Raw genomic sequence first — 25,486 nt, forward strand, 5'->3', positions numbered from 1 at the left:
AGGTGGAATTTTATTATTTGCCAAATACCAGCATCACACTGCAGGCAATCAAGAGTCCTAACAGTAGTAACAATAATAATTTAGCGGGAAGATTTCCGAATTTATGAGCAATCTTACCTATCATATGATGATCGCTCAAATCCTGATAATCTTTTTTTAATGCATAATAAACAAAAGCAATGATAGCTAAAACCCCTAAAACAGCACCAAAAATTTGTTCACTGACAAGTGCTGAAAAAAAACGTAAAATACTTTTCATTCTATCCTCTCCTTTTTGTAACTATACTAACATGATTTAAATATTATTTGCGTATAAGATTACTTACATAAGGTCGCTTGCCTGAAAGAACTTCATCATAGAAGTTTTGTTTCCAGTCGATATAGGCAACACTTTCTTCTAATTCCTGAATAGATATGCGTAATGCTTCCTGCTTTTTCGTAAGCATTTTTTTACGTGTTTGAATGGTTGATTCACCTTCAAGGCAAAGCTGCAGATATTCTTTCATTTCTTGAATGGTCATACCACATTTTTTCAGACACACAAGATCTTTGATCCATTTTACATCCTGCTCATCAAAAATACGACGATTATTCTCGTCACGTTTAACATTAGGTACCAATCCCTCATTGCAATAATATTTTAACGTCTGATAGGTCATATTTGTTTCTTTACAGACTTGCATCATCGTGTACATTTAGTTACCTCCTCTAAAAAATTTTAATTTTTTTATAAAAAAGTTTGTAAAGAAAAAAGCCCTTGAAATGGGCTTGATTTAATACTGGTGCCGGCTATGAGATTCGAACTCACAACCTCCGCCTTACCATGGCGTTGCTCTACCGTTGGAGCTAAGTCGGCATGGGATTATTATAACGTATTTGCAAACTTTTGAAAAGATGTTTATAATACTTTGTATGAAAAACGTTAAGACAAATGCTATGCGTCAGTTAGACGCAAAAAAAGTAAAATATGAAGTTTATACTTATGACACTGAGGATGGGATGATTGATGGCATCAGTGTCGCTCAAAAATGTCATCAGGATGTTAAACTGGTTTATAAGACTCTTGTAACTCGTTCAGCTTCTAAAAAAATCTATGTTTTTGTTGTGAATGTTGCCGATGAGCTGGACCTTAAGAAATGTGCAAAAGCGGTTCATGAAAAAAGTATTGAGATGGTACACGTCAATGAACTTTTAGGACTGACAGGTTATATACGAGGAGGATGTTCACCGATAGGCATGAAAAAGAAATATCCTGTTATTTTAAGTGATACAGCTTCTTCGATGGATTCGATTATCTTTAGCGGAGGTAAAATTGGCTGTCAGATTCATTGTTCGGTAGATGATTTTATGAAAATTACGCAAGCTTCTATGGCGCTTATTGTTTGAAAGGATGGAGGACAATGAAAACACATGTATTTCGTTTAACCTATGGTGCTGATTTGAAAAAAAGTCTTGAAGAATATATCAAAATGCATCATATCGATGCAGGTTATGTTGCTTGTTGTGTTGGCTGTGTCTATGAAACAGGACTTCGCTTAGCAGATGGCAAAACTCTTTTTCACGATAAAAACCGTTATGAAATTGTTTCGCTCATTGGTACGCTTTCTAAAGATGGCGTGCATTTGCATATTTCTTTGAGTGGAGAAGATGGCCATACGATGGGTGGACATTTGATGGAGGGGACACTTATCAATACGACTGCGGAAATCATTCTTCATGAATTGGATGAATTTGAGTTTGCACGTGAATTTGATGAAAAAACCGGGTATGATGAAATTGTCATGAAGGCAAAACACTAGCATTTTAAAAGGTATATGATATACTAGAATCATCAAAAGGAGGATGCACAATGAGAATTGTAAACAAGGAAGAATTTGAATCAATCAAAAATAATGGCATTGTATTAGTTGACTTTTATGCTGACTGGTGTGGACCATGTAAGATGGTAGCTCCAGTGCTTGAAGAACTTTCAATGGAATATGAAGGACAAATCAACTTCGTTAAAGTAAATGTTGATCAGGAAGGTGATCTTGCCGGAGAATACGGTGTGATGTCGATTCCAAATCTGGTTTTGATGAAAGATGGCCAAATAGTGAAACAGGTTGTCGGTTATCAGCCAAAACCAGCAATTAAAGCATTGATTGATACGGTTCTGTAAGTAAAGGCAGTAATTGCCTTTTTTCTTTTGCTGATTCATACGACTTGTGGTATGATTGAAACGGTGATTTTATGTTAATAAGTGCAAGTGAGATAAGTAAGTTTCATAATGAGAAATGTATTTTAGATAACGTTTCTTTTTCTATCGAAGAAAATGATAAGATAGCACTTGTGGGTGTGAATGGTGTTGGCAAGAGCACGTTTTTAAAGATCTTGGCAGGAAAAGAAACTTATGAAGGAAAGATGATTTACAAAAGTAATCTTCAGATTTCATATCTTGCACAAGATGATGATTTTGATGATGATCGTACGATTTTTGAGGTCGTACAGGAGAGGGCACCAAAATGTGAGGACTTTGAAATTCGCTCAGTGCTGACAAAACTAAAAATTGATGATCTGGATAAAAAGATCGCTACTTGTTCTGGAGGACAGAGAAAAAGAGTGGCTTTAGGTATAGCTCTTTTAAAATCGTGTGATCTTTTGTTGTTAGATGAACCGACCAATCATTTGGATAATGAAATGATCGAGTGGTTAGAAAAATATCTGATCAAAATGAATCGTGCTTTAGTAATGGTAACCCATGACCGCTATTTTCTAGAAAGAATCGTTCATAAGATCATTGAGATCGATCGTTCTAAGATCTATGAATATCAGGCAAATTACTCAGCCTTTCTTGAATTAAAACAACAACGAGAAGAAGTGGCTCTTGCCAATGAGCGTAAACGAAATGCCTTTTTAAGAGTTGAACTTGAATGGATCCGTTCAAATGCTCAGGCACGCAGTACAAAAAGCAAGGAGCGTATTGCTCGTTTTGAAAAGCTATCAAATGTTGAAAAGATCAAAGAAAACGGCAAAGTAGAACTGATTCATACTTCTACCCGTTTAGGTAAGAAAACAATCGAGATCGAGCATCTTGGAATGAGCATCAATCAGCAGACGCTCTTTACTGATTTTTCATATCATTTAAAGCGGAATGACCGAATAGGGATCATTGGCGATAATGGCTGTGGGAAAAGTACGTTTTTAAATTTGATTGCAGGTGATTTAACCCCAACACAGGGACATATCGAAATTGGTGAAACGGTCAGAATTGGTTATTTCAAACAGGGAAGTGATGATCTGGATGATTCTAAGATCGTTAAAGATGTGATCATGGAGGTAAGCGATGATCTTGTTACTGATGAAGGACGATTGAACGCAAAAGCGATGCTGGAGAGATTTTTATTCGATTCTCATCTGCAGTATTCACGTGTAAGCTATCTTAGCGGTGGAGAGAAAAGAAGATTATATTTATTGAAGGTACTTATGTCGGCACCTAATGTATTGCTTTTGGATGAACCAACTAATGATTTAGATATTCAGACATTGAATGTCTTAGAAGATTATCTGGATCATTTTAATGGAGCCGTATTTGTCGTATCTCATGACCGTTACTTTTTGGATCGCTGTTGTGATTATATTTTTGCTTTTGAAAATAAAACGATTCATTCTTATGTCGGTACATATTCTGATTACTATAGTCATCATCAAAAAAATGAAAAGATCGTAAAAGAGAAGCAATCTTATAGTGAGATCAAAAAACAGCAACGGATGAATCAGCCATATCTTTCAAGTAAGGATAAAAAAGAGCTGGAAGGGATGGAAGAGGTATTGAAAAAGCTTGAAAAAGAACTTCAGGATATCGATGATGAAATGAACGAAACACAGGATTTTATAAAGATCAATGAACTTTCTAAAAAAAGAAGTGAAATCGAAGCGGAAATTGAAAGAAAGAATGAACGCTGGATCGAGTTATTAGAAATTGAAGAAGCCATTTCTTTAAAAAAATAATACATTTTTAAGACGGTGAAGCCGTCTTTTTTTTTATTCTGATAAAAAAGTTTAAAATATTAAACAAAATATTTAAAATAGTGTTGCATTTATTTGAAAATTCTGTATAATATCATTGGTTCGATTAACAAAACAATTTGTTTAGCATAACTAAACAAAGAAAGGAGGGGCTATGGACATAGGTCAGAAAATCAAACGCCTGCGGACGAAAAACGGATTAACATTGGAGGAGCTGGCAAGCCGCAGCGAGCTTACCAAAGGTTTTTTAAGCCAGGTGGAAAGAAACCTGACCTCCCCCTCTATCGCAACTTTGAACGATATACTGGAAGCTTTAGGTACGACACTGGCGGCATTCTTTAAAGAAGAACAGGAAGAAAAAAGTGTCTTTACCAAGGAAGATTATTTCGTTGATGAGCGGGATGGCTGTATCGTTAATTGGATCGTGCCAAATGCTCAAAAAAATGAAATGGAACCAATCTTGCTTGAACTTGAAGCAGGAGGAGAAAGCCAAAGACTTGATCCGCATGATGGAGAGGAATTTGGATTTGTTCTCAGCGGACGCGTCATCCTAGTAGATGGAGATAAAGAAATTACGGTGCGCAAGGGAGAAACTTTCTATATCAAGGGATTAAATACGCATTATCTCAAAAATGAAAGCAGTGCGCCTGCCAAAGTGCTGTGGATCACGACGCCGCCGCTATTTTAGGAGGAATAGAATATGAAACCTTTAATTCAGTTTAAAAACATCGTCAAAGAATTTGACGGCCAGATCGTTCTAAAAGGAATCAATCTGGATATTTATGAAAATGAGTTTGTGACGTTATTAGGACCTAGCGGATGCGGGAAAACAACTCTTTTAAGGATCTTAGGAGGCTTTCTTGATCAAACGCAGGGAGAGATTTATTTTGATGGTGAGGAAATTACGAATGTTCCAGCTTATCGCCGTGAAGTAAATACAGTTTTTCAGAAATATGCATTATTTCCACATATGGATGTGTTTGATAATGTTGCTTTCGGTTTGAAAATTAAAAAGATTTCGAAAGATATCATTGAACAAAAAGTAAACCGTATGTTGAAACTTGTAAATCTGGAAGAATATGCTCATCGTGATGTTAAGGAAATGAGCGGTGGACAGCAGCAGCGTGTTGCGATTGCCCGTGCTTTGGTCAATGAACCAAAGGTATTGCTTTTAGATGAACCTTTAGGTGCCTTAGATTTAAAGCTTAGAAAAGAAATGCAGAAGGAACTTAAACGTATCCAGCAGGAAGTCGGTATCACCTTTATTTTTGTAACACATGATCAGGAAGAGGCTTTAACGATGTCAGATAAGATTGTGGTTATGAAAGAAGGAGAAATCCAGCAGGTAGGTACACCTACGGATATCTATAATGAACCTATCAATGAGTATGTCGCTAATTTTATTGGTGAGAGCAATATTATTGAAGGTGTGATGCTGAAAGACTATCAGGTAATGTTTGAAGATAAAAAGTTTGAATGTGTTGATTTTGGATTTAAAGAAAATGAAAAAGTCGATATAGTTATAAGACCTGAAGATTTAAATATTGTACCAAAATCTAAAGGAAAGCTGAAAGGTATCGTGAAATCAGTACTATTTAAAGGTGTTCACTATGAGATTGTTGTCGAAACCCGTCCAGGTACGAGCATTACGGTAACGATGGATGTGAAAGATGATAAACCAATCGTGAATGAAAGTGCCAAAGAGCTGATGAGCGCTAATAATTTCAATCTTGATATTGAAGATGTTAAGGAATTAACAGATGCGGAAATCATTGCTCGTGCAGATGCTCAGGCTTGGAGCAGTGAAACAGATGAACTTATTTCAATTGTGAAGGTATCTCATGATATCCAGCCTCATAAGGGAACTTATCCAGTTACCTTTACAACGGCTGCGGGTACGAGCTGTACGGTCAACATGATCGTAAAAGATCAAAACCGTGTAGAATCACAAGAATATGCAGAAGAGATCTTTGCGGAAGACTTCTTTAAAAAAGTGGATGAAATTCAGGATTCTGTAGCTTTAGAAACAGATCTAAAGATCTGGGCAAATGCCCAGGCATGGGATCTTGATGAGGATATCCCGGTTGAAATTACAACTGTTGATTATGATTTTGATCCTGAAAATATTACACCAGGTCAGTATCAGGTAACCTTTAAGACAACAGGCTATGAATATAAGGTTCACACAACAGATTATGCTGAAGTTGATTCCATGGTAGGTCTATCTTTTGATCCGGAAGATATTCATATCATGAGCAAGGAAACATTCTCATGAAAAAGTTTGCGAGAATGGCTTATCCATACGCTATCTGGGCAACGATCATGATCGTAGTGCCAATGCTGATGATCCTGTTTTATGCATTCAGTACGCAGGGAAATGATGTGGTTCAGGTACGTCTGACACTGGATAATTTTATCTATTTTTTGACAGAGCCGGTATTGCTGAAAGTATTGGCAACTTCATTTAAGATTGCCTTGATTACAACTGTGGTCTGTATTCTGATCGGATATCCTGCCGCTTATTTTATGGCAAAGCTTGGAAGCAAATATCAAAATTTGATGATGCTGCTGATTACTCTTCCAACATGGATCAATATGCTTGTTCGAACTTATGCATGGTTAGGAATGCTTCAAAGCGGTGGTTTGTTTGATACGATTCTAGGATATTTAGGGATTGGTCCTAAACAGATGATCGGTACAGAAGGTGCTGTGATCTTTGTTATGGTCTATAATTTCCTGCCATTTATGATTCTGCAGGTTTATTCACAGCTTATCAAGATGGATACAAGCTATCTGGAAGCTGCTGCAGATTTGGGGGCTGATCGGGTTCAATCATTCTGGCGAGTGACTTTCCCGCTCTCTCTTCCTGGAGTTATCAGCGGTATTACGTTAGTATTTTTACCGGCTGCTTCCACTTTCCAGATTTCACAGCTGATTGGACAGGGAAGTGTACAATTGATTGGTAATGTGATTGAAAATTACTTCCTGACAACTGGGGACTGGAATAAAGGAAGTGCTATTTCACTGATCATGGCAATCATTATTATCATAAGCATGTATCTGACAAAGAAGGCCGATAAGGAAACGGCAGGGAAAAGGAGGGTATTATGAAAAAATTATTTTCTAAATTCTATTTAGCTCTCATTCTGATCTTCTTCTATCTGCCTATTCTATATACGATTGTTTTTTCATTCAATGATTCACGTTCATTGACAGTATTTAAAGGCTTCTCATTACAGTGGTATGAACGAATGTTCAATGACCGTAATATGATGCAAGCCATCTGGTATACTTTTGTCATTGCTATTCTGGCAACGATTATTTCTACGATCGTGGGAACGATTGCTTCCATTGGTCTTTCTAAATCAAGAAAAGCATTGCAATTGGCAATCGAACAGGTCAACAATCTTTCGGTCATGAATCCGGAAATTGTAACGGCAATTGGCCTATTGATGTTATTTTCAAGTTTTAGAGTCATTGAAAAGGGATTTCTTACCTTATTACTAGCGCATATTGCGTTTTGTATCCCCTACGTCATGCTTTCGGTATCTCCAAAGCTGAGATCCCTTGATCCTAACCTTGCGGAAGCAGCCCTTGATTTAGGAGCGACGCCTTGGCAGGCACTGACTAAAGTTATCGTTCCACAAATACTTCCGGGTATCGTATCAGGAGCTTTGATTGCTTTTACGATGTCCATTGATGATTTTGTCATTAGTTATTTTGTTACCGGAAACGGTGTAAGTAATATTTCGATTCTTGTTTACTCGATGTCAAAAAGAATCAATCCATCGATTAATGCCGTCAGTACACTAGTAATTGTGATAATTACTGTTGTTCTGATATTAGTAAATATTGTTCCAATGCTAAGAAAGAAAAAGGAGGTTGCATGAACATGAAAAAGTTATTTACTGTAATTGGTGCGCTGTCACTGCTAACTTTGAGCGGCTGCTCAAACACACCTTCTAACTCTGATAGTGAATATCAGGGACAGACATTGAAGGTATTTAACTGGGGAGAATATATCGAACCAAGCGTTATTTCAGATTTTGAGGATGAATTTGGAGTAACAGTTGTCTATGAAACATTCTTATCAAATGAAGCAATGTACACAAAGGTTCAGACAGGTGAAACTTATGATGTCCTTGTACCTAGTGATTACATGATCGAAAGAATGGTTCAGGAAGATATGCTTCAGGAATTGGATCTGTCAAAGATTCCTAATATTGGAAACCTTGCTGATGGTGTAAAAAATCTTCCTTATGATCCAGATAACACATATTCTGTTCCTTATTTCTGGGGAAGCGTAGGTATCGTCTACAATAAAAATAATGTAGATATCAATGATCTTGAAAATGAAGGATGGGCCATCTTCCAGGATACAGATTATGCAGGTAGAATTTATATGTATGACTCAGAACGTGATTCATTCATGATTGCTTTTAAATCTTTAGGATATTCAATGAATACAAGCAATGAAAGTGAAATTCAAGAGGCTTATGACTGGCTGATTCAGATCAATGATACGATGTCTCCAGCTTATGTGACTGATGAAGTCATTGATGCAATGTCATCAGGTCAGAAAGATCTTGCAGTAGTATATTCAGGTGATGCTGTAACAATTCTTATGGAAAACGAAGACATGGCATATTATTGTCCAACGGAAGGAACAAATCTTTGGAGTGATGCAATGGTAATTCCTAAGAATGCTGAAAACCCTGATCTGGCTCATGAATTCATTAACTTTATCTTAGGTTATGATGCTTCATATGCTAATTCTGAATATGCAGGTTATGCATCAAGCAATGCAGAAGTACTGGAAGAATTAAGCGCAGGTGAATTTGAAGGAAATGATGCTTATATTCCAAGAAGCGGTTATGATAAAGATGAAGTCTTTGTTTACAACAAGGAGCTGACAGCTAAGCTTTCAGAACTTTGGGTAAAAGTAAAAGCTCATTAATGATAAATAAGAAGGTGATTTTGATATCATCTTCTTTTATTTATGTATTTAATATGGTTTGAGCATAAAACATTTTAGATTTTTACTCTTTATAGAAAAAAAGACTCTTTCGTTTGAAAGAGTCAATTTAATTTAGAATGGTGGGCCCGGCCGGAATCGAACCGGCACGGATTATTCATCCGAGGGATTTTAAGTCCCTTGCGTCTACCAGTTTCACCACGAGCCCAAGATTGGAGGTTCCTGCCAGATTTGAACTGGCGATCACAGAGTTGCAGTCTATTGCCTTACCACTTGGCTAAGGAACCGTGTTTCTTTACTGCCTGTTTATTATATAAAAATTTGCAAGAAAATGCAACACCCATTTTTAATTTTGTTCATGTTTCTTAATAAAAATTAGAAAGATGCTGTCTATGAGTAAAAATATGATAGAATAATAGCGGAGATGATTTAATATGAACCCTGAAATTATTCTTGTTGGAGCAGCTATTTTGGATGTGCTGGCTTATCCTGCTGATGAGCGTGTTTTTCAGGAAGGCTCTTATTCTTGCGATGATGTTGTGTTGTCCTATGGTGGAGATGCTTTGAATGAAGCGTTGGTTCTCTCAGCTTTTAAGAAAAAAGTAGAGCTTATTACGATTCTTGGAAAAGATCAGGCAGGGGAGTTTATTTTTTCTAAATGTCAGCAACAACATATACTATTAAATGATAAGACGATGCGTGATGATCTAAAAACAGGAATTAATGGTGTTTTGATCAAAAAGGATGGTTCACGTCACTTTCTGACGAATGCAAATGGTTCTTTAAGAAAGCTGACCTTAGAAGATATTCCGATGCCTTTTTGTGCATCTGCGAAAATTTTATGCTTTGCCAGTATCTTTGTTTTTCCTCAAATTAATGATCAGGAGCTTGCAGCTATTTTCAATATGGCTAAGAAGCAGGGAATGGCCGTTGCGGCCGATATGACAAAATGCAAACATCAGGAAACGCTGGATGATTTAAAACAGTCCTTACCTCTTATTGATTATTTGTTTTGTAATGAGAGCGAAGCACAACTTGTTACACGTGTTAGAGGTGTTGAAGAAGCGGCTAAAAAGATTTATGATGCGGGAGTTAAAAATGTTATCATTAAAGTGGGTGCGCAAGGCTGTTATGTTTATAATGATGAAATACATCAATGGGTATCACCTAAAAAGGAAGTTGTATGTGTTGATACGACGGGTGCGGGTGATAGTTTCGTGGCAGGCTTTTTAAAAGCGCTTTTAGATAATCAATCGCTGATGGATTGTCTTGATTTCGCAAATGAATGTGGTGGTAAGGCAGTTGGTCAGATAGGAGCAACACGCTGGTTAGATGATTCAATAAAATAATGATGAAATGTTCATCACTATATGCTGATTTGTGGTAAAATGATACTATGAATAAGAGATGTATTTTGATTGGTGCTGGAGAAATGAAGGAAGAAAACATTTCTCTTGAAAAAAATGATTTTGTTATAGCTGTTGATGGAGGATATCAATATTGTTTGAATTTCAATATTCATCCGGATCTAGTTGTCAGTGATTTTGATTCTTATCCCCATGAAATCAAGGGGATAGAAATTTTGCGCAGTCAGCCTGAAAAAGATGATACAGATATGATGCTGGCAATTCTGGCAGGATTAGAAAGAGGGTATGATGAATTTGTAATTTATGGAGGTATGGGAGGCCGTTTGGAACATACCTTAGGAAATATACAATGTTTAAATTTTTTATGCCAAAAGAAAGCTCATGGGATCATGATTTCGCAAAATAGCCGTGTGGAGGTGCTTGGTAAAGGAAGCAGGAGCTATGATGCTTCTATGAGCGGATATATCAGTATTTTTTCATTAGCGGATGAATCAGTGATATCAATAGAGAATCTTAAATACTCTTTGGATCATAAAAGGATAAGCAATGCGACAACACTAGGGGTTGATAATGAATTTATAGGAAAAGAAAGCAAGATCACTCTTCATGAGGGTTGTATCTGTATAGTAATAACGGAGGGATAACAATGGTTGAGAAAAGGCTGTATTTATTTAAAGATGGTGAATTATTTTTTAATGATTTTGTATTAGTGATTGATGGTGATGATTTTAAAAATAAGAGTCTTCATTATGTTCATTTAGGAGAAAAAACAACGACAGTAGGTGCTGAAACATTTGAAGGCAATTATTTGACACAGATTCATTTTCATAAAAAAATCAAATGGATCGAAAGCCGTGCTTTCGCAAATAATAGAATCGAGAAAATTGTTTTTTCCAGATTAGAGGTTCCTGTCATCGCAAAAGATGCCTTCGTAGGTAATCCGGTTTCTTTGATCATTGTTCCTTATGAGACGCTTGATGATTATAAAAAAGTGCTCAGTCAAGTAGATTTTGATCAGCCAGTAGATATCCGTTCAAATATTGAAATGAAATTTATGAAACTCAATGAGGAAAAGGTGGAGGATACGGTCATTATGATCAAGGCTTTTCCGATTTATGGCACTTATACATGGCGTATTGAAAAGGAAGAAATTGCTGATTTGGAAACCCAGATGCGTAAAGATGAAAATCGTTATGACTTTGGAGAAATTGAACTGAATAATACATTTTATAATATTTATAAAGATGGTCACAATCATATATTTATTTATCGTAAAAATGATCAAGGTTATCAGGATGTAACTTTTGAGGATTTTAAAACCATTTATAATGATGCTAGAAAGGCACTTTTATGATTTGCCCAAAATGTGCCGCAAAACTGATTCATAGTGAAGGTGTTTGGCGATGTGAAAATCATCATACATATGATATTGCCAGACAGGGTTATGTTAATCTGATGCTTGGCGGCAAGGTTCATGGTGATTCTAAGGAAATGGTACAGGCTCGTCATCAGTTTTTGATGGCGGGTCATTATCGTGTGTTAAAAGAGAAATTAGAAGAAGTTATTCAAAGTCTTCAAGTACAGATATTACTTGATCTAGGATGTGGGGAAGGGTATTACACTTCTGGTATGAGTCAGTATGTTGATGAAGCTTATGGTGTTGATTTAAGCAAAGATGCTTTAAAAATAGCTTCACGGACAGATAAACATAGCCAGTATATCGTTGCGAGCATTTTTCGTTTACCTTTTGAAGATAAAAGTGTCGATTGTGTAACGAATATTTTTGCCCCGGCTCCTATCGATGAATGTGCTCGTGTTTTAAAAAAGCATGGTTTTTATGTTCGGGTAGCTCCTCATAAACGCCATCTTTGGGGATTGAAAAAAGAATTATATGATCAGGTCTATGAAAATGAAACGGATGTAATCAAGGATGAACGCTTTGAACTAATAGAACGTATTAAGGTAGAAGATATCATCCATGTCGATCATCATGATGATATCGAGGCTTTGTTTATGATGACTCCTTACTATTGGAAAAGCAGTAAAGAGGCTGCTCATAAAGTAGCTTCTATGGAAAGCTTACATACGGAAATTGAATTTGATATTCAAATATATCGAAAAATAGAGGAAACGGTAACGAAAAAGAACATTTATTTGAAACATGGTTTTTTCACGATTCGTAGTGCTTTTCAAAATGATGCCGGTCAGCTAGTAGAATGGTGGAATGATGGTCGTGTAATGGCTCATGCAGGTTTTCCGAAAGGCTTACATATCGATGAGGCTAAGGTAAAACAACAGTTATGTTCAGATACAAATCATAAAAGACTGATCATTGAAAAAGATTCTCGTGCTATCGGAGAGATGGGGCTTCATTATGTTGGTGATAAAACAGCTGAAATTGGTATTAAGATCTGTGACTTAAAAATGCTGGATCAAGGATATGGTAAACAAATCTTAAGCCTTCTGATCCAATACCTTTTTGAAGAAGAAAAAATGGTAAAAATCATTTTAGATACTGATTTAGAAAATGAGCGTGCACAGCACGTCTATGAACAGCTAGGTTTTAAAAAGGTGAGGGTGAATGTTGATTCCTGGGTGAATCAGTTAGGTGAAAAACGTAGCAGTGTAGATTATGAGCTAAAGCGCAAGCATTTCAAAAGCTATCTTTAAGAATGGTATAGTCTTTTGTGAAAATTATGGTATAATGGTGAGGCAAAACGAGGTGGAGTATGGCATTTGAATCATTGACAAATAAGTTAAATAAGGCTTTTAAAAATTTATCCGGTCAGGGTAAACTTACAGAAAAAAATATGAATGAGATGCTCAAGGAAGTGCGGATGTCGCTTCTGGAAGCGGATGTAAACTATCAGGTTGTAAAAGACTTCATTGCTAATGTCAAAGAAAAGGCAATGGGCACAGAAGTCATGGATTCGTTGAATCCAAGTCAGATGGTCGTTAAGATCGTTCATGATGAAATCGTTGCATTATTAGGTGATGGTGATAATGAACTGAATCTGACTTCTTTTTCAACGATCATGCTGGTAGGTCTTCAGGGTACCGGTAAAACGACAGCAGCAGCTAAGATTGCTAATGTCTTGAAAAAGAAAAAGGGCAAGAAACCATTGTTAGTGGCTTGTGATATTATTCGTCCGGCAGCTATTGAACAGTTAAAGACACTTGGAAGAAGCATTGATGTTGAAGTTTACAGTGAAGGTGTAGATGTTGATGTATTAACACAGGTGAAGCATGCACTTGATTATGCGAAGGCTAATAACTATGATACGTTGATCTTCGATACTGCAGGACGTCTGCATATCAATGAAGAATTGATGCAGGAATTAAAAGATATAGAAGCTTATCTGAAACCAAATGAAATCTTGCTGACGGTAGATGCTATGAGTGGTCAGGATATTGTCAGCGTGGCGCAAAGTTTTACGGAACAGTTACATGTAACAGGTTTGGTTGCGACTAAGATGGATGGCGATGCCAGAGGTGGTGGTATCCTTTCTGTTCGTTCATTGACAAAAGTACCGGTTAAATTTGCCAGTCAGGGTGAGAAAATTGATGATTTAGATATTTTCTATCCAGATCGCATGGCAGATCGTATCTTAGGTATGGGTGATATCATGACTCTTGTGGAACAGGCGCAAGAGAAAATGGATATCGAAGAAAGTGAAAGAACAGCTAAGCGTATGATGAGCGGGCGTTTTACGCTTGATGATATGTTAGTGCAGCTGCGTCAGGTCAATAAAATGGGATCACTTGGTGGAATTTTGAAAATGATCCCTGGTATGAGTCAGATGGCAGGTCAGATCGATGAGGTCAAAGCGAGTCATGATATGAAGAAAACAGAGGCGATCATTCTGTCAATGACACAAGAGGAAAGAGATGATTCAAGCATCCTGAAGGCTTCTCGTAAGAGTCGTATCGCTAAGGGAAGTGGTGTGCAGGTCAGTGATGTCAACAAGCTGATCAAGCAGTACGAACAAAGCAAACAGGCGATGAAGATGTTGAGTCAAATGCAAAAGGGCGGTATGCCGAATATGGCTAAGATGAATCAGATGATGCGCTCTAGCAGCATGAATCGTCCAAAATTGAAAACAAAAGGAAGAAGAAGATAGAAGTCCAAGAGGACTTCTTTTCATTTGTGTGAAAATGTAAGAAATAAGAGAATCTATTTATGATAGAATAAGGATGGGAGGGAAAGGATGAATCATAAACAAAGAAAAAGAATTTTATTGATAACAGGTATTCTAATATTCACAGGTATTATTGTTTTGATGCTCTACCATTTCAACATACTGCCTCATCGTTATTATGATAATGCTTATTTTGGTATAGAGACATTCAGAAGCTCTATAGATAAAAATCAGGATGGAGTGGATGATCAAAGTGATATTTTAATGAATGCACTTCATTATATAGAAACAGAACCGAAATATAAAAGTGTTTATTATCAGGGCGGATATCCGAATGATGGTTATGGAGTGTGTAGTGATGTCGTCGCCTTTGCCTTGAAAGATGCTGGTTATGATTTGCAGATTTTAGTAGATGAAGATATCGCTGCTCATCCGGATGATTATGATGTTGAAGTGGCAGATGCTAACATAGATTTTCGACGGGTACGCAACTTACTTGTTTATTTTCAAAATCATGCGGTTTCTTTGACAAATGATCTTAGTGATATTGAAGAGTGGCAGGGTGGGGATATCGTTGTTTTTCCTGAACATATTGGTATTATATCGGACAAAAGAAATGGGAAAGGAATTCCTTTTTTGATCCATCATGCTTCACCTTTGCAATTTCGTTATGAAGAAGATGTTTTAGAAAGATATGAGATTATTGGGCATTTTCGAATCAGTGAATAAAAAAGCCAATAGTATTCAAGATGTCAAGTAAAAAACCTTGACATCTATTCTTCTCTATGGTAGAATCATGTCCGTATAGAAAATATGGAGGAAATAAACACATGGCTGTTAAATTAAGATTAAAAAGAATGGGATCTAAAAAAGCTCCTTTTTACAGAATTGTAGCTGCTGATTCCCGTTTCCCTAGAGATGGAAGAATTATTGAACAAATTGGATATTATGATCCAACAAAAAATCCTGCGGAAGTAAAAGTTGATGCTGAAACTGCTATGAAATGGCTGAAGAACGGTGCACAGCCAAGTGACACAGTTCGTAACATTTTATCTAAGCAGGGTATCATGAAACAGTTCCACGAATCTAAATTGTCTAAGTAATGATTGATTACGAAAAGGTTTTATATAACCTGTGCGAACCTATCGTCAGTGATGCGTTGAATCTTTCAGTGAAACGGATGGAGACGTTAGATGAGCATGAAATCTGTCTTTATGTTTACGCAAATAGTGATGACGTGGCACGTTTGATTGGCAAGAAGGGAGCTATGGCTTCTAGCATTCGCCAGATGATGTCAGTAGCAAGCCGCAAGGAAGATAAAAAGATTACGATCAAGTTTGAATCTTATTAGGATGCAGTTGCATCCTATTTTTAGAGGTGAGAGTATGCAGCTGAGTATAGGAAAAATAGTAAATACCCATGGGATCAGAGGAGAACTGAAGGTCATGCCTAATACAGATTCTTTGGAAGAAAGATTTGCAAAAGGAAATGAAGTTTTTATTCATTATGGTAAAGACACGATTTACTTTGAAATTGATTCTTTTCGTATTCATAAAGGGTGTGTTCTAGTAACGTTTAAAGATCATCATCATATCAATGATGTTGAAAAATATAAAGGCCTTGATCTTTTGGTTGAGGTGGATGGCAGTGAGGATGATGACTTTTATTACTATGAACTGGAAGGTTGTCAAGTATATTATCATGATGAACTTTTAGGTGAAGTAAGTGAAATTTTAGAAACACAGGCTCATGAAATTTTGCGTATTTCTTGTGAAGGTAAGAAAGATATACTGATTCCATATGTGGAGCGGTTTATTCTAAATGTAGATGCTGATGAAAAAAGAATTGATGTTGATGTGATTGAGGGCATGTTATGAGAATTACGATCATGACATTGTTTCCAGAATTTTTTGATTCCTTCAGGACGACTTCTATCATTAAGAAAGCGATTGAAAAAGGACACGTTGAACTTGAATGTGTCGATTATCGTCAATATACGCTTGATAAGCACAATCATGTTGATGATACGCCTTGTGGTGGAGGCGTAGGGATGCTTTTGATGGTTCAGCCAATCGTTGATTGTCTAAAAGCTGTTCGTCAGGAAAATTCACATGTTATTTTGCTTACACCGCAGGGAAAGACTTTTCATCAGAAAATGGCTCATGAATATGTACGAAACTATGAACATTTAATTCTTATCTGTGGACATTATGAAGGCTTTGATGAGCGTATTCGTGATTATGTGGATGAAGAGGTCAGTATGGGTGATTTCGTGCTTACAGGCGGTGAAATTGGCGCTATGACGATCTCAGATGCCATCATTCGTCTATTGGATGGTGTCATTACGAAAGAGAGTCATGAGGATGATAGTTTTGAAAATGGTTTGCTTGAATATCCGCAATATACCCGTCCTATCGAATATGATGGTAAAAAGGTACCGGAAATTCTTTTGAGCGGTCATCATGAAAACATCCGTAAATGGCGTTTAAAAGAATCATTGCGAAAAACTTATATAAAACGTCCTGATTTATTAGAAAAAAGAGCATTCACTAAAGAAGAAAAACAGTTTTTAAGTGAAATTATTGAAGAAATTGAAAAAAAATAATTGCATCCTGCAATTCATTTATGTTATTATAAATAGGCTTAAATAGGCACATTTATTCCGCTGGTAGCAATACGAATGAATAAGTGTAAAAAAACACATGAGAAAAGGAGAAGAAAGATGAACTTAAATCTAGTAAATGAAGTAACTAAAACACAACTGAAAAAAGATCTTCCTGAAATCAGAAGCGGAAACACTGTAAGAGTGCACGTAAAGATCAAAGAAGGAGATAAGTCAAGAATCCAGGTATTTGAAGGAATCGTTATCGCAAAACAGGGTGGCGGTATCAATGAAAATATCATCGTAAGAAAAATTTCTAATGGTGTAGGTGTAGAAAGAACATTCCCATTACATTCACCAATCGTTGATAAGATTGAAGTAATTCGTATTGGTAAGGTAAGAAGAAACAAGTTAACTTATCTGCGTGGTTTATCTGGAAAAGCAGCACGTATCAAAGAAATTCGCTAAAAACAGACTTCGGTCTGTTTTTTTTATGGTGTGGCTGGTTTATGACAATTTATTTATTTAAGTACAAATTTATAAAAAGAATGATATAATAGAAACATGAGAAAAATTGGGAATAAGACGACAACAAAACTATTGAATATACTTCAAATGCAGGTTACATTTTTAGCTTGTTTAGCAGTGATGCTTCTAATCGTAAATTTTGTAGCTTATCCGATTCAAATTGATGGAAAAAGTATGGATCCAACGCTTCACGATAAAGATTTTGGTTTTTCCAGCATTCTTTCGCTTAAAACTCAAAAGCTAGAAAGATTTGATGTAGTTATTGTGAAAGTAGATGATGAGTATTGGGTAAAACGTGTCATGGCCCTTCCTGGTGAAACGATTTCCTGTAAGGATAACCACATATATATCAACGGAGAGCTGATTGAAGAAGATTTTCTTGATCAAGAATATGTTCAGCAGGAAATTGAAGAACATGGTTTTTTTACGAAGGATTTTAATGAAGTTAAGCTTAATGACAATGAAGTATTTCTAATGGGCGACAATCGAGTACATTCATTGGATTCAAGAATCGTAGGACCGTTTGATACGAGTCAGCTGATTGCAAAGGATATATATATATTGTGGCCTTTTAATCATGGAAAGGTTGTGAAATAATGGAAGAAGAAAGATTTGATATAAAAAAAGAAGTTTTTGATTTTGTGAAACTTCTTGTTTTTTGGTTTGTGGTGTTTCTGGTTGTTACCCGATTTATCGTGAATCCGATTCAGGTTATCGGTAATAGCATGTATCCAACCTTAAAAGATAAAGAAAGAGGTTTTTCAAGTATTATTTCTAGAAATTTTGATATTCATCGTTTTGATATCGTTGTTGTGGAAGCCAAGGATAATAGTAATGATCATTGGGTCAAAAGAGTCATCGGTATGCCAAATGAAACGATTGAATGCCGTGATGATGTGATTTATATCAATGGTGAACCTTTGGAACAGGATTTTTTGGATGAAGAATATGTAGCTAGTGAAGTTGCGACATATGGAAGATTCACGGAGGATTTTGGTCCATTTATTTTGGGAGAAGATGAATATTTTCTAATGGGTGATAATCGACAGCATTCTACAGATTCAAGAGTTGTAGGGGCTTTTCATAAAGATGAAATTACAAGTGTAGGTATTTTTATCTATTATCCTTTTGATGAATTTGGGATAAAGTAATCATTAGATAAATCATGTATCATTTAGTAAAGGAAGTGAATTATGGGAGAAAATAGAACAAATATCAACTGGTTTCCGGGTCATATGACAAAAGCCAAAAGGGAAATGCAGGAAAAATTAAAAATGGTAGATATGGTGGTGGAATGTCGTGATGCCCGAATTCCAAATGCTTCTAAAAACCCTTTGTTAGAAGAATTGATTGCCCATAAACCACGTTGTATCATTCTAACAAAGATAGATAAGGCCGATCCTAAAGAAACGGAAAAATGGATCTTAAGCTTGAAAAATGATACGACAAAGGTTTTAGGGTGCAATGTATTAAAAGACAATATGACGCAGATTCTGACTTCTGCCAGCAAAGAAATCATGGCTTCTTTTATTGAACGTCAGAAAAGAAGAGGGATTAATCCAAGAGCTATTCGTATCATGATCGTGGGTATTCCTAATGTTGGTAAATCAACACTGATCAATCGTGTTGCCAAGAAAAAAGCTGTCGTGGCAGCTGATCGTCCAGGTGTGACCCGTACATTACAGTGGGTGAAGATCAATAAAGATCTGGAGCTGTTAGATACGCCAGGTGTCTTATGGCCTAAATTTGGAGATGAAAATGTAGGTCTTTGTTTGGGAATCAGTGGAGCGATCCGAGATGAAATATTGCCGATGGAAGAGATTTTTATGTTTGGTTTAAAATACTGCATGGAGTATTACCCACAGTATCTTATCAGCCGTTTTGAAATTGAATTAAGTGATGATCCATTAGAAAATTTACGCCGAATTGCTAGAAAGCGTGGATGTATTAAAACAGCAAATGAACTGGATGAAGAAAAAGCCATGAATCTTTTTATTCGTGAAGCCCGTGATGGTTTGATCGGCAGAATTAGCTGGGAGAGAAGCGATGGAAACAGCGAATGAATATGAAAAACGCTGGTGGAAGGATGGAAAGACATATGTCATCGGAATGGATGAGGCAGGACGTGGACCATTAGCCGGTCCTTTAGTAGTGGCAGCTGTTTGCTTTGCAAAGGGCTACCATCATGAAGGAATCTACGATTCTAAAAAGGTTAGTGAGAAAAAACGTGAAGAAATGTTTAAGATCATCCTTGAAGATGCTTTAGAATATCATATCAAGATCGTAAGTCCTCAAGAAATTGATCGTTTAAATATTTATCGGGCCACACAGAAAGCGATGGAAGAGCTGGGTCATGAATTCAAGTGTGTTGAAGGAATCTTGACAGATGCGATGCCTTTGAATGGCATGTCTTGTGAAGTTTGTGCGATCGTAAAAGGCGATCAGAAAAGTGTCAGCATTGCGGCGGCCAGTATTTTGGCGAAAGTTGTCCGTGATCACATCATGAAGGGCTATGATCTTCTCTATCCGGAATATGGATTTGCGAAACATAAAGGATATGGGACAAAACAGCACTTAGAAGCTATAGAAAAATATGGAGTATTAGAGATTCATCGTGAAAGTTATGGTCCAATAGCTAAACAAAAAATAAAACAATTACAATTATTTTAGGAAAAATCACCTTTTTGTGCATATATAAGAGTAGAGGTGATTTTTTTATGAGAGAACAGATTTTATATTATGCATTGAAATATCATGGTGAGTATGCTTCCATGCATCAGGCAATCATGCGTAATGAAAAGTGGGAAAGAATAAATTGTAAGCAGCGTTATCTAACTATATTGGACGAAGATTATCCAAAAGAACTTCTTCTTTTAGACGATCCTCCTTATATTCTTTTTTATGAAGGTGATTTGACGCTTTTAAAATATCCAAAGGTATGTGTGATTGGTTCTAGAAATTGTTCCAGGTATGCAAACAATAGTTGTTATGACCTGATTCGCTCATTGGATCCGCAAACAGTCATCGTTAGTGGAATGGCAAAGGGAATCGATGCCTTAGCTCATCATAATGCGCTTAAACTTGGCTACAAGACGATAGGCGTCATTGGCTGTGGCCTGGATAAAAGTTATCCAAAAGAAAATGATGAATTGTATGAAAAAATGAAAAAAGATCAGTTATTGCTTAGTGAATATCCAGCAGGTTCTTTACCTTTGGCCCATCATTTTCCTTGGCGCAATCGTATTTTAGCGGCATTAGGTGACAGGTGTTATGTTGTGGAAGCAAAAAGTAAAAGTGGTACGATGATCACTGCGGATTATGTTCAGTCATTAAATAAAGAAATCATTGCTTTTCCATATCGTTTTGATGATGATTTTGGGATTGGATGTAATTATTTGATTGAACAGGGAGCCAGCATTTTTATAAAGGAAAGATGAAAAGTGTTGACAAAAAGAAAAAAACAAGAATAATAATAAAGAAGTGAGTGTGATAAAAATGAAAAAATTGGTAATTGTGGAATCCCCATCAAAATCAAGAACAATTGAAAAATATTTAGGAAATGACTATAAAGTAGTTTCTAGTAAAGGACATATACGTGATCTTGCAACCAGTGGTAAGGGTGGACTGGGAATTGATATTGAAAACAATTTTACGCCAACCTATGTGATCAGCAAAGATAAAAAAGAGACTGTCAAAGAATTAAAAGAAACTGCTAAGAAATGTTCTGAAATCTATCTGGCGAGCGACCCCGATCGTGAAGGAGAGGCTATCGCCTGGCATTTAGCGGAAGTATTAGAAGTAGATAAAGATCAGAAAAATCGTGTCATCTTTAACGAAATTACTAAAAATGCGGTTATTGAAGCTTTTAAGTCACCTCGTACGATCGATATGGATTTAGTTAAGAGTCAGGAAACAAGAAGAATGCTGGATCGTATCATTGGATTTAAGCTTTCAGGACTATTGCAGAATAAGATCAAATCAAAGAGTGCAGGACGTGTACAATCGGTAGCATTGAATCTGATCGTAGAAAGAGAAAAAGAGATTCAGGCGTTTAAAAGCGAGGAATACTGGACGATCGATGCTTTGGTGACTAAAAATAATAAGAAATTTAAAGCTTCTTTAAATAAGGTGCATGGTAAAAAGATAAAAATAAAAAATGAAGAAGAGGCGAAAGCTATTGAAAATGCCTGCAATGGTGACTATGTTATTACTAAGATCGATAAAAAAGTAAAAAAGAAGCAGCCACGTCTTCCCTTCATTACTTCAACGCTTCAACAGGAAGCTTCTACAAAACTAAATTTTTCTAGTAAGAAAACGATGAGCATCGCTCAGAAACTTTATGAAGGTATTTCTATTAAAGGTAATCATGAAGGTTTGATTACATATATGCGAAGTGACTCAACACGATTGAGCGATGTGTTTGTGAAAGAGGCTTTTGACTATATTGAAAAAGAATATGGAAAGAAATATGTGGGGAAGGTACATCAGAAAAATAACAAAAATGCCCAGGATGCCCATGAAGCGATTCGTGTGACTCACATTGACTATACACCTGATTCTATCAAAGAAGATTTAACGAATGATGAATATAAGCTTTATAAATTGATCTATGCACGAAGCATCGCTTATCTGATGGCTCCAAGTCAGAGTGACAGTGTTAGTGTAACGATTGAAAATGAGGGGCATGAATTTAATGCTTCTGGTTCTGTTTTAACTTTTGATGGATATTTAAAGGCTTATAAAGATTATGAACAGAATAAAGATGAAGTACTTCCGGAAATGAGCGAACAGGAAGTTTTAAAGAATGTTTCTTTGGAAAGAAAACAGCATTTTACAGAACCGCCATTACGTTATTCTGAAGCAAGACTGATCAAAGAAATGGAAGAAAAGGGAATTGGACGGCCAAGTACCTATGCAAGTATTATTGATACGATTCAGAAACGTTTATATGTGGAACTTGTGAAAAGTAATGAAAATAGTAAAACAAAGGTATTCATCCCTACAGAACAAGGCTTTTTGACCGATGCCAAGCTTCAGGAATATTTCTCAAGCATCATCAATGTCTCTTATACAGCTAATATGGAAAAAGATTTGGATGAGATTGCGGAAGGAAGAAAAGAAAGTTATACAGAATTAAAGGAATTCTATGATAAATTTGTACCGCTTTTAGATGAAGCTTATGAAAAAATGGAAAAATTAGCACCTCAAAAGACAGGTGAACTTTGTCCGGAATGTGGCAGTGAGCTGGTTTATCGCAATGGAAAATATGGCCGTTTTATTTCTTGCAGTAACTTTCCAGCTTGCAAATATACAAAAAGTGAGAATGAAGAAGAAACGCAATCTGAAGAAACATGTCCAAATTGTGGCAGTCCGATGGTAATGAAAAAAGGCCGTTATGGAAGCTTTTTAGCATGTTCCAATTATCCAAAGTGTAAAACGATCAAGAAAATCAATGCACCTAAAGAGGAACCAAAACCAACAGGTGAGATGTGTCCGGAATGTGGTAAGCCGCTTATTGAACGTAAATCAAGATATGGAACGACCTTTGTCGGCTGTTCAGGCTTTCCAAAATGTCATTACATAAAAAAACAGCCAAAAAAGAAAAAAGGTGAAGAAAATGAATAGTGTCAAAGTGATCGGTGCAGGCCTTGCCGGCTGTGAAGCAACCTGGCAGCTAGTAAAGCGTAATATTCCTGTGACCTTGATTGAAATGAGACCTAAAAAAAGCACGCCAGCTCATAAAAGTGCTTATTTTAGTGAGCTTGTTTGTAGTAATTCACTACGCAGCAATGAGATAACAAGCGCAATAGGTCTTCTAAAAGAAGAAATGCGCCAGTTTGATTCTTTGATCTTGCAGGTGGCTGAAAAACATCGCTTGCCGGCAGGAAGTGCCTTAGCCGTAGATCGTGAGGAATTTGCGAAAGAAATTACCCAGCGGTTAAGTGAGCATCCATTGGTGACGATCGTTCATGAAGAAGTAGGTGAGATTCCAGAAGGGGCTTGTATCATTGCAACCGGTCCTCTAACAAGTGATGCTCTTTCAAAAAGTATTCAAGATCTGCTTCAGGAAGAATCTTTCTATTTTTATGATGCCGCAGCACCTATCATTGAAAAGGATTCAATCGACTTTACAAAAGCGTACTATAAATCACGTTATGATAAAGATGAAGCCAGTTATATCAATTGTCCTATGACAAAAGAACAGTTTGAAGTTTTCTATCAGGAAGTCATTCATGCAGAATGTGTTAAGATGCATGAATTTGAAGAAGAAAAGTATTTTGAAGGATGTATGCCATTTGAAGAAATGGCCAGAAGAGGTGAAAAGACACTTTTATTTGGTCCGATGAAGCCTGTAGGTCTAGAAACGGATGAAATCAAGCCATATGCAGTTGTTCAGCTTCGTCAGGACAATGCCGCAGCCTCTTTATATAATGTCGTTGGTTTTCAGACCCATTTGAAATGGCCAGAACAAAAAAGAGTGCTTTCTTTAGTTCCAGGACTTGAAAATGCTCGCTTTGCCCGTTATGGGGTCATGCATCGCAACACGTATATTTGTTCACCAAAGGTGTTAAAAGCTACTTATGAGTGTAAGCTAAAAGACGATTTATTCTTTGCCGGTCAGATGTGTGGTGTCGAAGGATATATCGAATCAGCTGCCAGTGGTATGTTAGCAGGACTGAATATGGCAAATCGTATGCGTGGCAAGGAATGTGTCATTTTGCCGCCAAGCTGTATGATGGGGGCTATGGCTCACTATATTACGCATACACATCCTAAATATTTTCAGCCGATGAATGCTACTTATGGAATCATGCAGTGTCTTTCTAAAACAAATAAGCATAATAAAAAAGAAGTGCTGGCGAAACAAGCATTAGATATCATTCAAGAAAAGAAGGCATGTTTTGATGAATGAATGGATCGATAAATTTCTTGATTACATTGCTTCTGCCAATACGAATAGTGAACACACAAGAGATGCTTATCAACGTGATTTGAATCATTTTCAAACCTTTTTAGAAAGGGAACAAATCAGTTATGATCAGGTAGATCGTCAAATTATTCTTAACTATATTACTTATTTAAGAATGGAATGTAATTTAAAAAATTCATCTGTTTTAAGAAGGATATCGACCGTACGTTCATTTTATCGCTATTTAAGTGAATATCATGGCTTAGATAAAAATCCATTTGCGCTGATCAAACTAGGAAAAAAAGAGAAAAAGATTCCTGAATTTCTCTTTTATGATGAAATGGATGCTTTATTAAACAGTATTTCTCTTGATAATGATGAAAATATTCGTAATCGGGCAATGTTTGAGATCATGTATGCCTGTGGTCTACGTGTCAGTGAAGTTGTATCATTGCGTATTGATGATATTGATCTTAATGAACAAATATTACGAGTTATCGGAAAGGGAAGCAAAGAAAGGATCGTGCCTTTTTATGATGAAGCAGCAGAAATCTTAAAGTTGTATTTGAAAGAAGTGCGAAGAAAATGGTGTGATGAAAAAGAACGTATCTGTTTCCTCAATTTGAAAGGAAAACCATTAACAACTCGTGGAGTACAGTATATTTTAGATAAGGTCGTTTTAAAAAGCGGGCTGCTTTTAAAGGTACATCCGCATATGTTCCGCCATTCATTTGCAACCCATCTTCTTGATAACGGAGCGGATCTAAGAGTTGTGCAGGAACTGTTAGGACATTCGTCTCTTTCGACGACACAAATCTATACTCATGTATCCAGAGAACATTTAAAAAATACCTATGAAAAAGCTTTTCCACGTGGATAGTTTAATGTACTATACATCTTGTGGTGAATTATGAATGAAATTCCTATGAAATCAATAAAAACGCTTGTTTTTCAGGCGTT

At 36.4% G+C, this 25,486-nt stretch carries 30 protein-coding genes and 3 tRNA genes; 28 read left to right on the forward strand and 5 right to left on the reverse strand.

The genetic code is table 11. The features are described 5' to 3' along the window. Positions 1-13: 13 nt before the first annotated feature. From BQ5367_RS10465 to BQ5367_RS10475, 3 genes are all read right to left on the reverse strand, one after another. A complete protein-coding gene (locus BQ5367_RS10465) occupies positions 14-259 on the reverse strand; it encodes a hypothetical protein (RefSeq protein ID WP_071442441.1) in 246 nt (81 codons plus the stop codon). A gap of 43 nt (positions 260-302) precedes the next feature. After that, positions 303-695, reverse strand: a complete 393-nt coding sequence (locus BQ5367_RS10470; RefSeq protein ID WP_071442442.1) for a MerR family transcriptional regulator — start codon at positions 693-695, stop codon at positions 303-305. Positions 696-780: 85 nt separating this feature from the next. Next, positions 781-856: transfer RNA gene (locus tag BQ5367_RS10475), tRNA-Thr, on the reverse strand. A gap of 56 nt (positions 857-912) precedes the next feature. Between BQ5367_RS10475 and ybaK the strand changes: the two genes are divergently transcribed. The 9 genes from ybaK to BQ5367_RS10520 all read left to right on the forward strand — a co-directional run bounded on the left by ybaK (position 913) and on the right by BQ5367_RS10520 (position 8,962). Beyond that, entirely contained in the window at positions 913-1,386 is a 474-nt protein-coding gene (ybaK, locus tag BQ5367_RS10480; protein ID WP_071442443.1) for a Cys-tRNA(Pro) deacylase, read from the forward strand. A gap of 14 nt (positions 1,387-1,400) precedes the next feature. Further along, positions 1,401-1,799, forward strand: coding sequence for a PPC domain-containing DNA-binding protein (locus BQ5367_RS10485; protein ID WP_071442444.1), 399 nt, complete (start codon positions 1,401-1,403; stop codon positions 1,797-1,799). Positions 1,800-1,849: 50 nt separating this feature from the next. Continuing rightward, the gene (gene trxA / locus BQ5367_RS10490; protein WP_071442445.1) at positions 1,850-2,158 is read left to right on the forward strand and encodes a thioredoxin; all 309 of its coding nucleotides are present in this window, start codon (positions 1,850-1,852) and stop codon (positions 2,156-2,158) included. A gap of 71 nt (positions 2,159-2,229) precedes the next feature. Further along, on the forward strand, positions 2,230-3,987 hold the full coding sequence (locus tag BQ5367_RS10495) for an ABC-F family ATP-binding cassette domain-containing protein (protein WP_071442446.1): 1,758 nt from the start codon (positions 2,230-2,232) through the stop codon (positions 3,985-3,987). Positions 3,988-4,159: 172 nt separating this feature from the next. Beyond that, complete coding sequence (locus BQ5367_RS10500; RefSeq protein ID WP_071442447.1) at positions 4,160-4,693, forward strand: helix-turn-helix domain-containing protein; 534 nt, start codon at positions 4,160-4,162, stop codon at positions 4,691-4,693. A 12-nt stretch (positions 4,694-4,705) separates the two neighbouring features. Further along, on the forward strand, positions 4,706-6,280 hold the full coding sequence (locus BQ5367_RS10505; protein ID WP_071442448.1) for an ABC transporter ATP-binding protein: 1,575 nt from the start codon (positions 4,706-4,708) through the stop codon (positions 6,278-6,280). After that, a complete protein-coding gene (locus tag BQ5367_RS10510) occupies positions 6,277-7,116 on the forward strand; it encodes an ABC transporter permease (RefSeq protein WP_071442449.1) in 840 nt (279 codons plus the stop codon). The genes BQ5367_RS10505 and BQ5367_RS10510 overlap by 4 nt, the downstream gene beginning before the upstream one ends. Further along, on the forward strand, positions 7,113-7,895 hold the full coding sequence (locus tag BQ5367_RS10515; protein WP_071442450.1) for an ABC transporter permease: 783 nt from the start codon (positions 7,113-7,115) through the stop codon (positions 7,893-7,895). The genes BQ5367_RS10510 and BQ5367_RS10515 overlap by 4 nt, the downstream gene beginning before the upstream one ends. A 2-nt stretch (positions 7,896-7,897) precedes the next feature. Then, positions 7,898-8,962 (forward strand): ABC transporter substrate-binding protein, encoded by a 1,065-nt coding sequence (locus BQ5367_RS10520; protein WP_071442887.1) that lies wholly within the window; start codon positions 7,898-7,900, stop codon positions 8,960-8,962. A 138-nt stretch (positions 8,963-9,100) separates the two neighbouring features. On the opposite strand, the gene BQ5367_RS10525 is transcribed toward BQ5367_RS10520, so the two are convergent. Then, positions 9,101-9,188 (reverse strand) — tRNA-Leu (locus tag BQ5367_RS10525). A gap of 5 nt (positions 9,189-9,193) precedes the next feature. Further along, positions 9,194-9,267: transfer RNA gene (locus BQ5367_RS10530), tRNA-Cys, on the reverse strand. Between the two features lie 147 nt (positions 9,268-9,414). On the opposite strand from BQ5367_RS10530, the gene BQ5367_RS10535 reads away from it, so the two are divergent. The 19 genes from BQ5367_RS10535 to xerC all read left to right on the forward strand — a co-directional run bounded on the left by BQ5367_RS10535 (position 9,415) and on the right by xerC (position 25,406). Next, positions 9,415-10,329, forward strand: coding sequence for a carbohydrate kinase family protein (locus BQ5367_RS10535; protein WP_071442451.1), 915 nt, complete (start codon positions 9,415-9,417; stop codon positions 10,327-10,329). A gap of 47 nt (positions 10,330-10,376) precedes the next feature. Continuing rightward, positions 10,377-10,991: a thiamine diphosphokinase gene (locus BQ5367_RS10540; protein WP_083383245.1), complete on the forward strand. Its 615-nt coding sequence runs from the start codon at positions 10,377-10,379 to the stop codon at positions 10,989-10,991. Positions 10,992-10,993: 2 nt separating this feature from the next. Further along, positions 10,994-11,701, forward strand: a complete 708-nt coding sequence (locus BQ5367_RS10545) for a leucine-rich repeat protein (protein ID WP_071442453.1) — start codon at positions 10,994-10,996, stop codon at positions 11,699-11,701. Then, entirely contained in the window at positions 11,698-13,017 is a 1,320-nt protein-coding gene (locus BQ5367_RS10550; protein WP_071442454.1) for a GNAT family N-acetyltransferase, read from the forward strand. Before BQ5367_RS10545 ends, BQ5367_RS10550 begins: the two co-directional genes overlap by 4 nt. A gap of 59 nt (positions 13,018-13,076) precedes the next feature. Continuing rightward, entirely contained in the window at positions 13,077-14,468 is a 1,392-nt protein-coding gene (gene ffh / locus BQ5367_RS10555; RefSeq protein WP_071442455.1) for a signal recognition particle protein, read from the forward strand. 87 nt (positions 14,469-14,555) lie between these two features. Further along, a complete protein-coding gene (locus BQ5367_RS10560) occupies positions 14,556-15,215 on the forward strand; it encodes a DUF1287 domain-containing protein (RefSeq protein ID WP_071442456.1) in 660 nt (219 codons plus the stop codon). A 101-nt stretch (positions 15,216-15,316) separates the two neighbouring features. Continuing rightward, positions 15,317-15,589, forward strand: coding sequence for a 30S ribosomal protein S16 (gene rpsP / locus BQ5367_RS10565; protein WP_071442457.1), 273 nt, complete (start codon positions 15,317-15,319; stop codon positions 15,587-15,589). Then, a complete protein-coding gene (locus BQ5367_RS10570; RefSeq protein WP_071442458.1) occupies positions 15,589-15,837 on the forward strand; it encodes a KH domain-containing protein in 249 nt (82 codons plus the stop codon). Before rpsP ends, BQ5367_RS10570 begins: the two co-directional genes overlap by 1 nt. 34 nt (positions 15,838-15,871) lie before the next feature. Further along, positions 15,872-16,363, forward strand: coding sequence for a ribosome maturation factor RimM (gene rimM, locus BQ5367_RS10575; protein ID WP_071442459.1), 492 nt, complete (start codon positions 15,872-15,874; stop codon positions 16,361-16,363). Next, on the forward strand, positions 16,360-17,091 hold the full coding sequence (gene trmD, locus BQ5367_RS10580; protein WP_071442460.1) for a tRNA (guanosine(37)-N1)-methyltransferase TrmD: 732 nt from the start codon (positions 16,360-16,362) through the stop codon (positions 17,089-17,091). The genes rimM and trmD overlap by 4 nt, the downstream gene beginning before the upstream one ends. 117 nt (positions 17,092-17,208) lie before the next feature. Then, positions 17,209-17,556, forward strand: a complete 348-nt coding sequence (rplS, locus tag BQ5367_RS10585; RefSeq protein ID WP_071442461.1) for a 50S ribosomal protein L19 — start codon at positions 17,209-17,211, stop codon at positions 17,554-17,556. Positions 17,557-17,652: 96 nt separating this feature from the next. Next, complete coding sequence (lepB, locus tag BQ5367_RS10590) at positions 17,653-18,213, forward strand: signal peptidase I (RefSeq protein ID WP_071442462.1); 561 nt, start codon at positions 17,653-17,655, stop codon at positions 18,211-18,213. Next, a complete protein-coding gene (gene lepB / locus BQ5367_RS10595; protein WP_071442463.1) occupies positions 18,213-18,767 on the forward strand; it encodes a signal peptidase I in 555 nt (184 codons plus the stop codon). The genes lepB (BQ5367_RS10590) and lepB (BQ5367_RS10595) overlap by 1 nt, the downstream gene beginning before the upstream one ends. Positions 18,768-18,809: 42 nt before the next feature. Beyond that, positions 18,810-19,679 carry a ribosome biogenesis GTPase YlqF gene (gene ylqF / locus BQ5367_RS10600; RefSeq protein WP_071442464.1) on the forward strand — a complete coding sequence of 290 codons (870 nt, stop codon included), beginning with the start codon at positions 18,810-18,812 and terminating at the stop codon, positions 19,677-19,679. Continuing rightward, on the forward strand, positions 19,663-20,286 hold the full coding sequence (locus tag BQ5367_RS10605; RefSeq protein ID WP_071442465.1) for a ribonuclease HII: 624 nt from the start codon (positions 19,663-19,665) through the stop codon (positions 20,284-20,286). Before ylqF ends, BQ5367_RS10605 begins: the two co-directional genes overlap by 17 nt. Before the next feature lie 47 nt (positions 20,287-20,333). After that, entirely contained in the window at positions 20,334-21,053 is a 720-nt protein-coding gene (gene dprA, locus BQ5367_RS10610) for a DNA-processing protein DprA (protein WP_071442466.1), read from the forward strand. Between the two features lie 58 nt (positions 21,054-21,111). After that, a complete protein-coding gene (gene topA / locus BQ5367_RS10615; protein WP_071442467.1) occupies positions 21,112-23,241 on the forward strand; it encodes a type I DNA topoisomerase in 2,130 nt (709 codons plus the stop codon). Further along, positions 23,234-24,529: a methylenetetrahydrofolate--tRNA-(uracil(54)-C(5))-methyltransferase (FADH(2)-oxidizing) TrmFO gene (gene trmFO / locus BQ5367_RS10620; RefSeq protein ID WP_071442468.1), complete on the forward strand. Its 1,296-nt coding sequence runs from the start codon at positions 23,234-23,236 to the stop codon at positions 24,527-24,529. Before topA ends, trmFO begins: the two co-directional genes overlap by 8 nt. Beyond that, entirely contained in the window at positions 24,522-25,406 is an 885-nt protein-coding gene (xerC, locus tag BQ5367_RS10625; RefSeq protein ID WP_071442469.1) for a tyrosine recombinase XerC, read from the forward strand. Before trmFO ends, xerC begins: the two co-directional genes overlap by 8 nt. Positions 25,407-25,486: the final 80 nt, after the last annotated feature.

It is taken from the genome of Traorella massiliensis (genome assembly GCF_900104665.1).
Classification (GTDB): Bacteria; Bacillota_I; Bacilli_A; order Erysipelotrichales; family Erysipelotrichaceae; genus Traorella; species Traorella massiliensis.

Bases quoted from the DNA above. Each gene is read 5' to 3' on its own strand.
- BQ5367_RS10465 (WP_071442441.1), bottom strand. From the start codon at position 259: ATGAAAAGTATTTTACGTTTTTTTTCAGCACTTGTCAGTGAACAAATT.
- BQ5367_RS10470 (WP_071442442.1), bottom strand. From the start codon at position 695: ATGTACACGATGATGCAAGTCTGTAAAGAAACAAATATGACCTATCAG.
- ybaK (WP_071442443.1), top strand. From the start codon at position 913: ATGAAAAACGTTAAGACAAATGCTATGCGTCAGTTAGACGCAAAAAAA.
- BQ5367_RS10485 (WP_071442444.1), top strand. From the start codon at position 1,401: ATGAAAACACATGTATTTCGTTTAACCTATGGTGCTGATTTGAAAAAA.
- trxA (WP_071442445.1), top strand. From the start codon at position 1,850: ATGAGAATTGTAAACAAGGAAGAATTTGAATCAATCAAAAATAATGGC.
- BQ5367_RS10495 (WP_071442446.1), top strand. From the start codon at position 2,230: ATGTTAATAAGTGCAAGTGAGATAAGTAAGTTTCATAATGAGAAATGT.
- BQ5367_RS10500 (WP_071442447.1), top strand. From the start codon at position 4,160: ATGGACATAGGTCAGAAAATCAAACGCCTGCGGACGAAAAACGGATTA.
- BQ5367_RS10505 (WP_071442448.1), top strand. From the start codon at position 4,706: ATGAAACCTTTAATTCAGTTTAAAAACATCGTCAAAGAATTTGACGGC.
- BQ5367_RS10510 (WP_071442449.1), top strand. From the start codon at position 6,277: ATGAAAAAGTTTGCGAGAATGGCTTATCCATACGCTATCTGGGCAACG.
- BQ5367_RS10515 (WP_071442450.1), top strand. From the start codon at position 7,113: ATGAAAAAATTATTTTCTAAATTCTATTTAGCTCTCATTCTGATCTTC.
- BQ5367_RS10520 (WP_071442887.1), top strand. From the start codon at position 7,898: ATGAAAAAGTTATTTACTGTAATTGGTGCGCTGTCACTGCTAACTTTG.
- BQ5367_RS10535 (WP_071442451.1), top strand. From the start codon at position 9,415: ATGAACCCTGAAATTATTCTTGTTGGAGCAGCTATTTTGGATGTGCTG.
- BQ5367_RS10540 (WP_083383245.1), top strand. From the start codon at position 10,377: ATGAATAAGAGATGTATTTTGATTGGTGCTGGAGAAATGAAGGAAGAA.
- BQ5367_RS10545 (WP_071442453.1), top strand. From the start codon at position 10,994: ATGGTTGAGAAAAGGCTGTATTTATTTAAAGATGGTGAATTATTTTTT.
- BQ5367_RS10550 (WP_071442454.1), top strand. From the start codon at position 11,698: ATGATTTGCCCAAAATGTGCCGCAAAACTGATTCATAGTGAAGGTGTT.
- ffh (WP_071442455.1), top strand. From the start codon at position 13,077: ATGGCATTTGAATCATTGACAAATAAGTTAAATAAGGCTTTTAAAAAT.
- BQ5367_RS10560 (WP_071442456.1), top strand. From the start codon at position 14,556: ATGAATCATAAACAAAGAAAAAGAATTTTATTGATAACAGGTATTCTA.
- rpsP (WP_071442457.1), top strand. From the start codon at position 15,317: ATGGCTGTTAAATTAAGATTAAAAAGAATGGGATCTAAAAAAGCTCCT.
- BQ5367_RS10570 (WP_071442458.1), top strand. From the start codon at position 15,589: ATGATTGATTACGAAAAGGTTTTATATAACCTGTGCGAACCTATCGTC.
- rimM (WP_071442459.1), top strand. From the start codon at position 15,872: ATGCAGCTGAGTATAGGAAAAATAGTAAATACCCATGGGATCAGAGGA.
- trmD (WP_071442460.1), top strand. From the start codon at position 16,360: ATGAGAATTACGATCATGACATTGTTTCCAGAATTTTTTGATTCCTTC.
- rplS (WP_071442461.1), top strand. From the start codon at position 17,209: ATGAACTTAAATCTAGTAAATGAAGTAACTAAAACACAACTGAAAAAA.
- lepB (WP_071442462.1), top strand. From the start codon at position 17,653: ATGAGAAAAATTGGGAATAAGACGACAACAAAACTATTGAATATACTT.
- lepB (WP_071442463.1), top strand. From the start codon at position 18,213: ATGGAAGAAGAAAGATTTGATATAAAAAAAGAAGTTTTTGATTTTGTG.
- ylqF (WP_071442464.1), top strand. From the start codon at position 18,810: ATGGGAGAAAATAGAACAAATATCAACTGGTTTCCGGGTCATATGACA.
- BQ5367_RS10605 (WP_071442465.1), top strand. From the start codon at position 19,663: ATGGAAACAGCGAATGAATATGAAAAACGCTGGTGGAAGGATGGAAAG.
- dprA (WP_071442466.1), top strand. From the start codon at position 20,334: ATGAGAGAACAGATTTTATATTATGCATTGAAATATCATGGTGAGTAT.
- topA (WP_071442467.1), top strand. From the start codon at position 21,112: ATGAAAAAATTGGTAATTGTGGAATCCCCATCAAAATCAAGAACAATT.
- trmFO (WP_071442468.1), top strand. From the start codon at position 23,234: ATGAATAGTGTCAAAGTGATCGGTGCAGGCCTTGCCGGCTGTGAAGCA.
- xerC (WP_071442469.1), top strand. From the start codon at position 24,522: ATGAATGAATGGATCGATAAATTTCTTGATTACATTGCTTCTGCCAAT.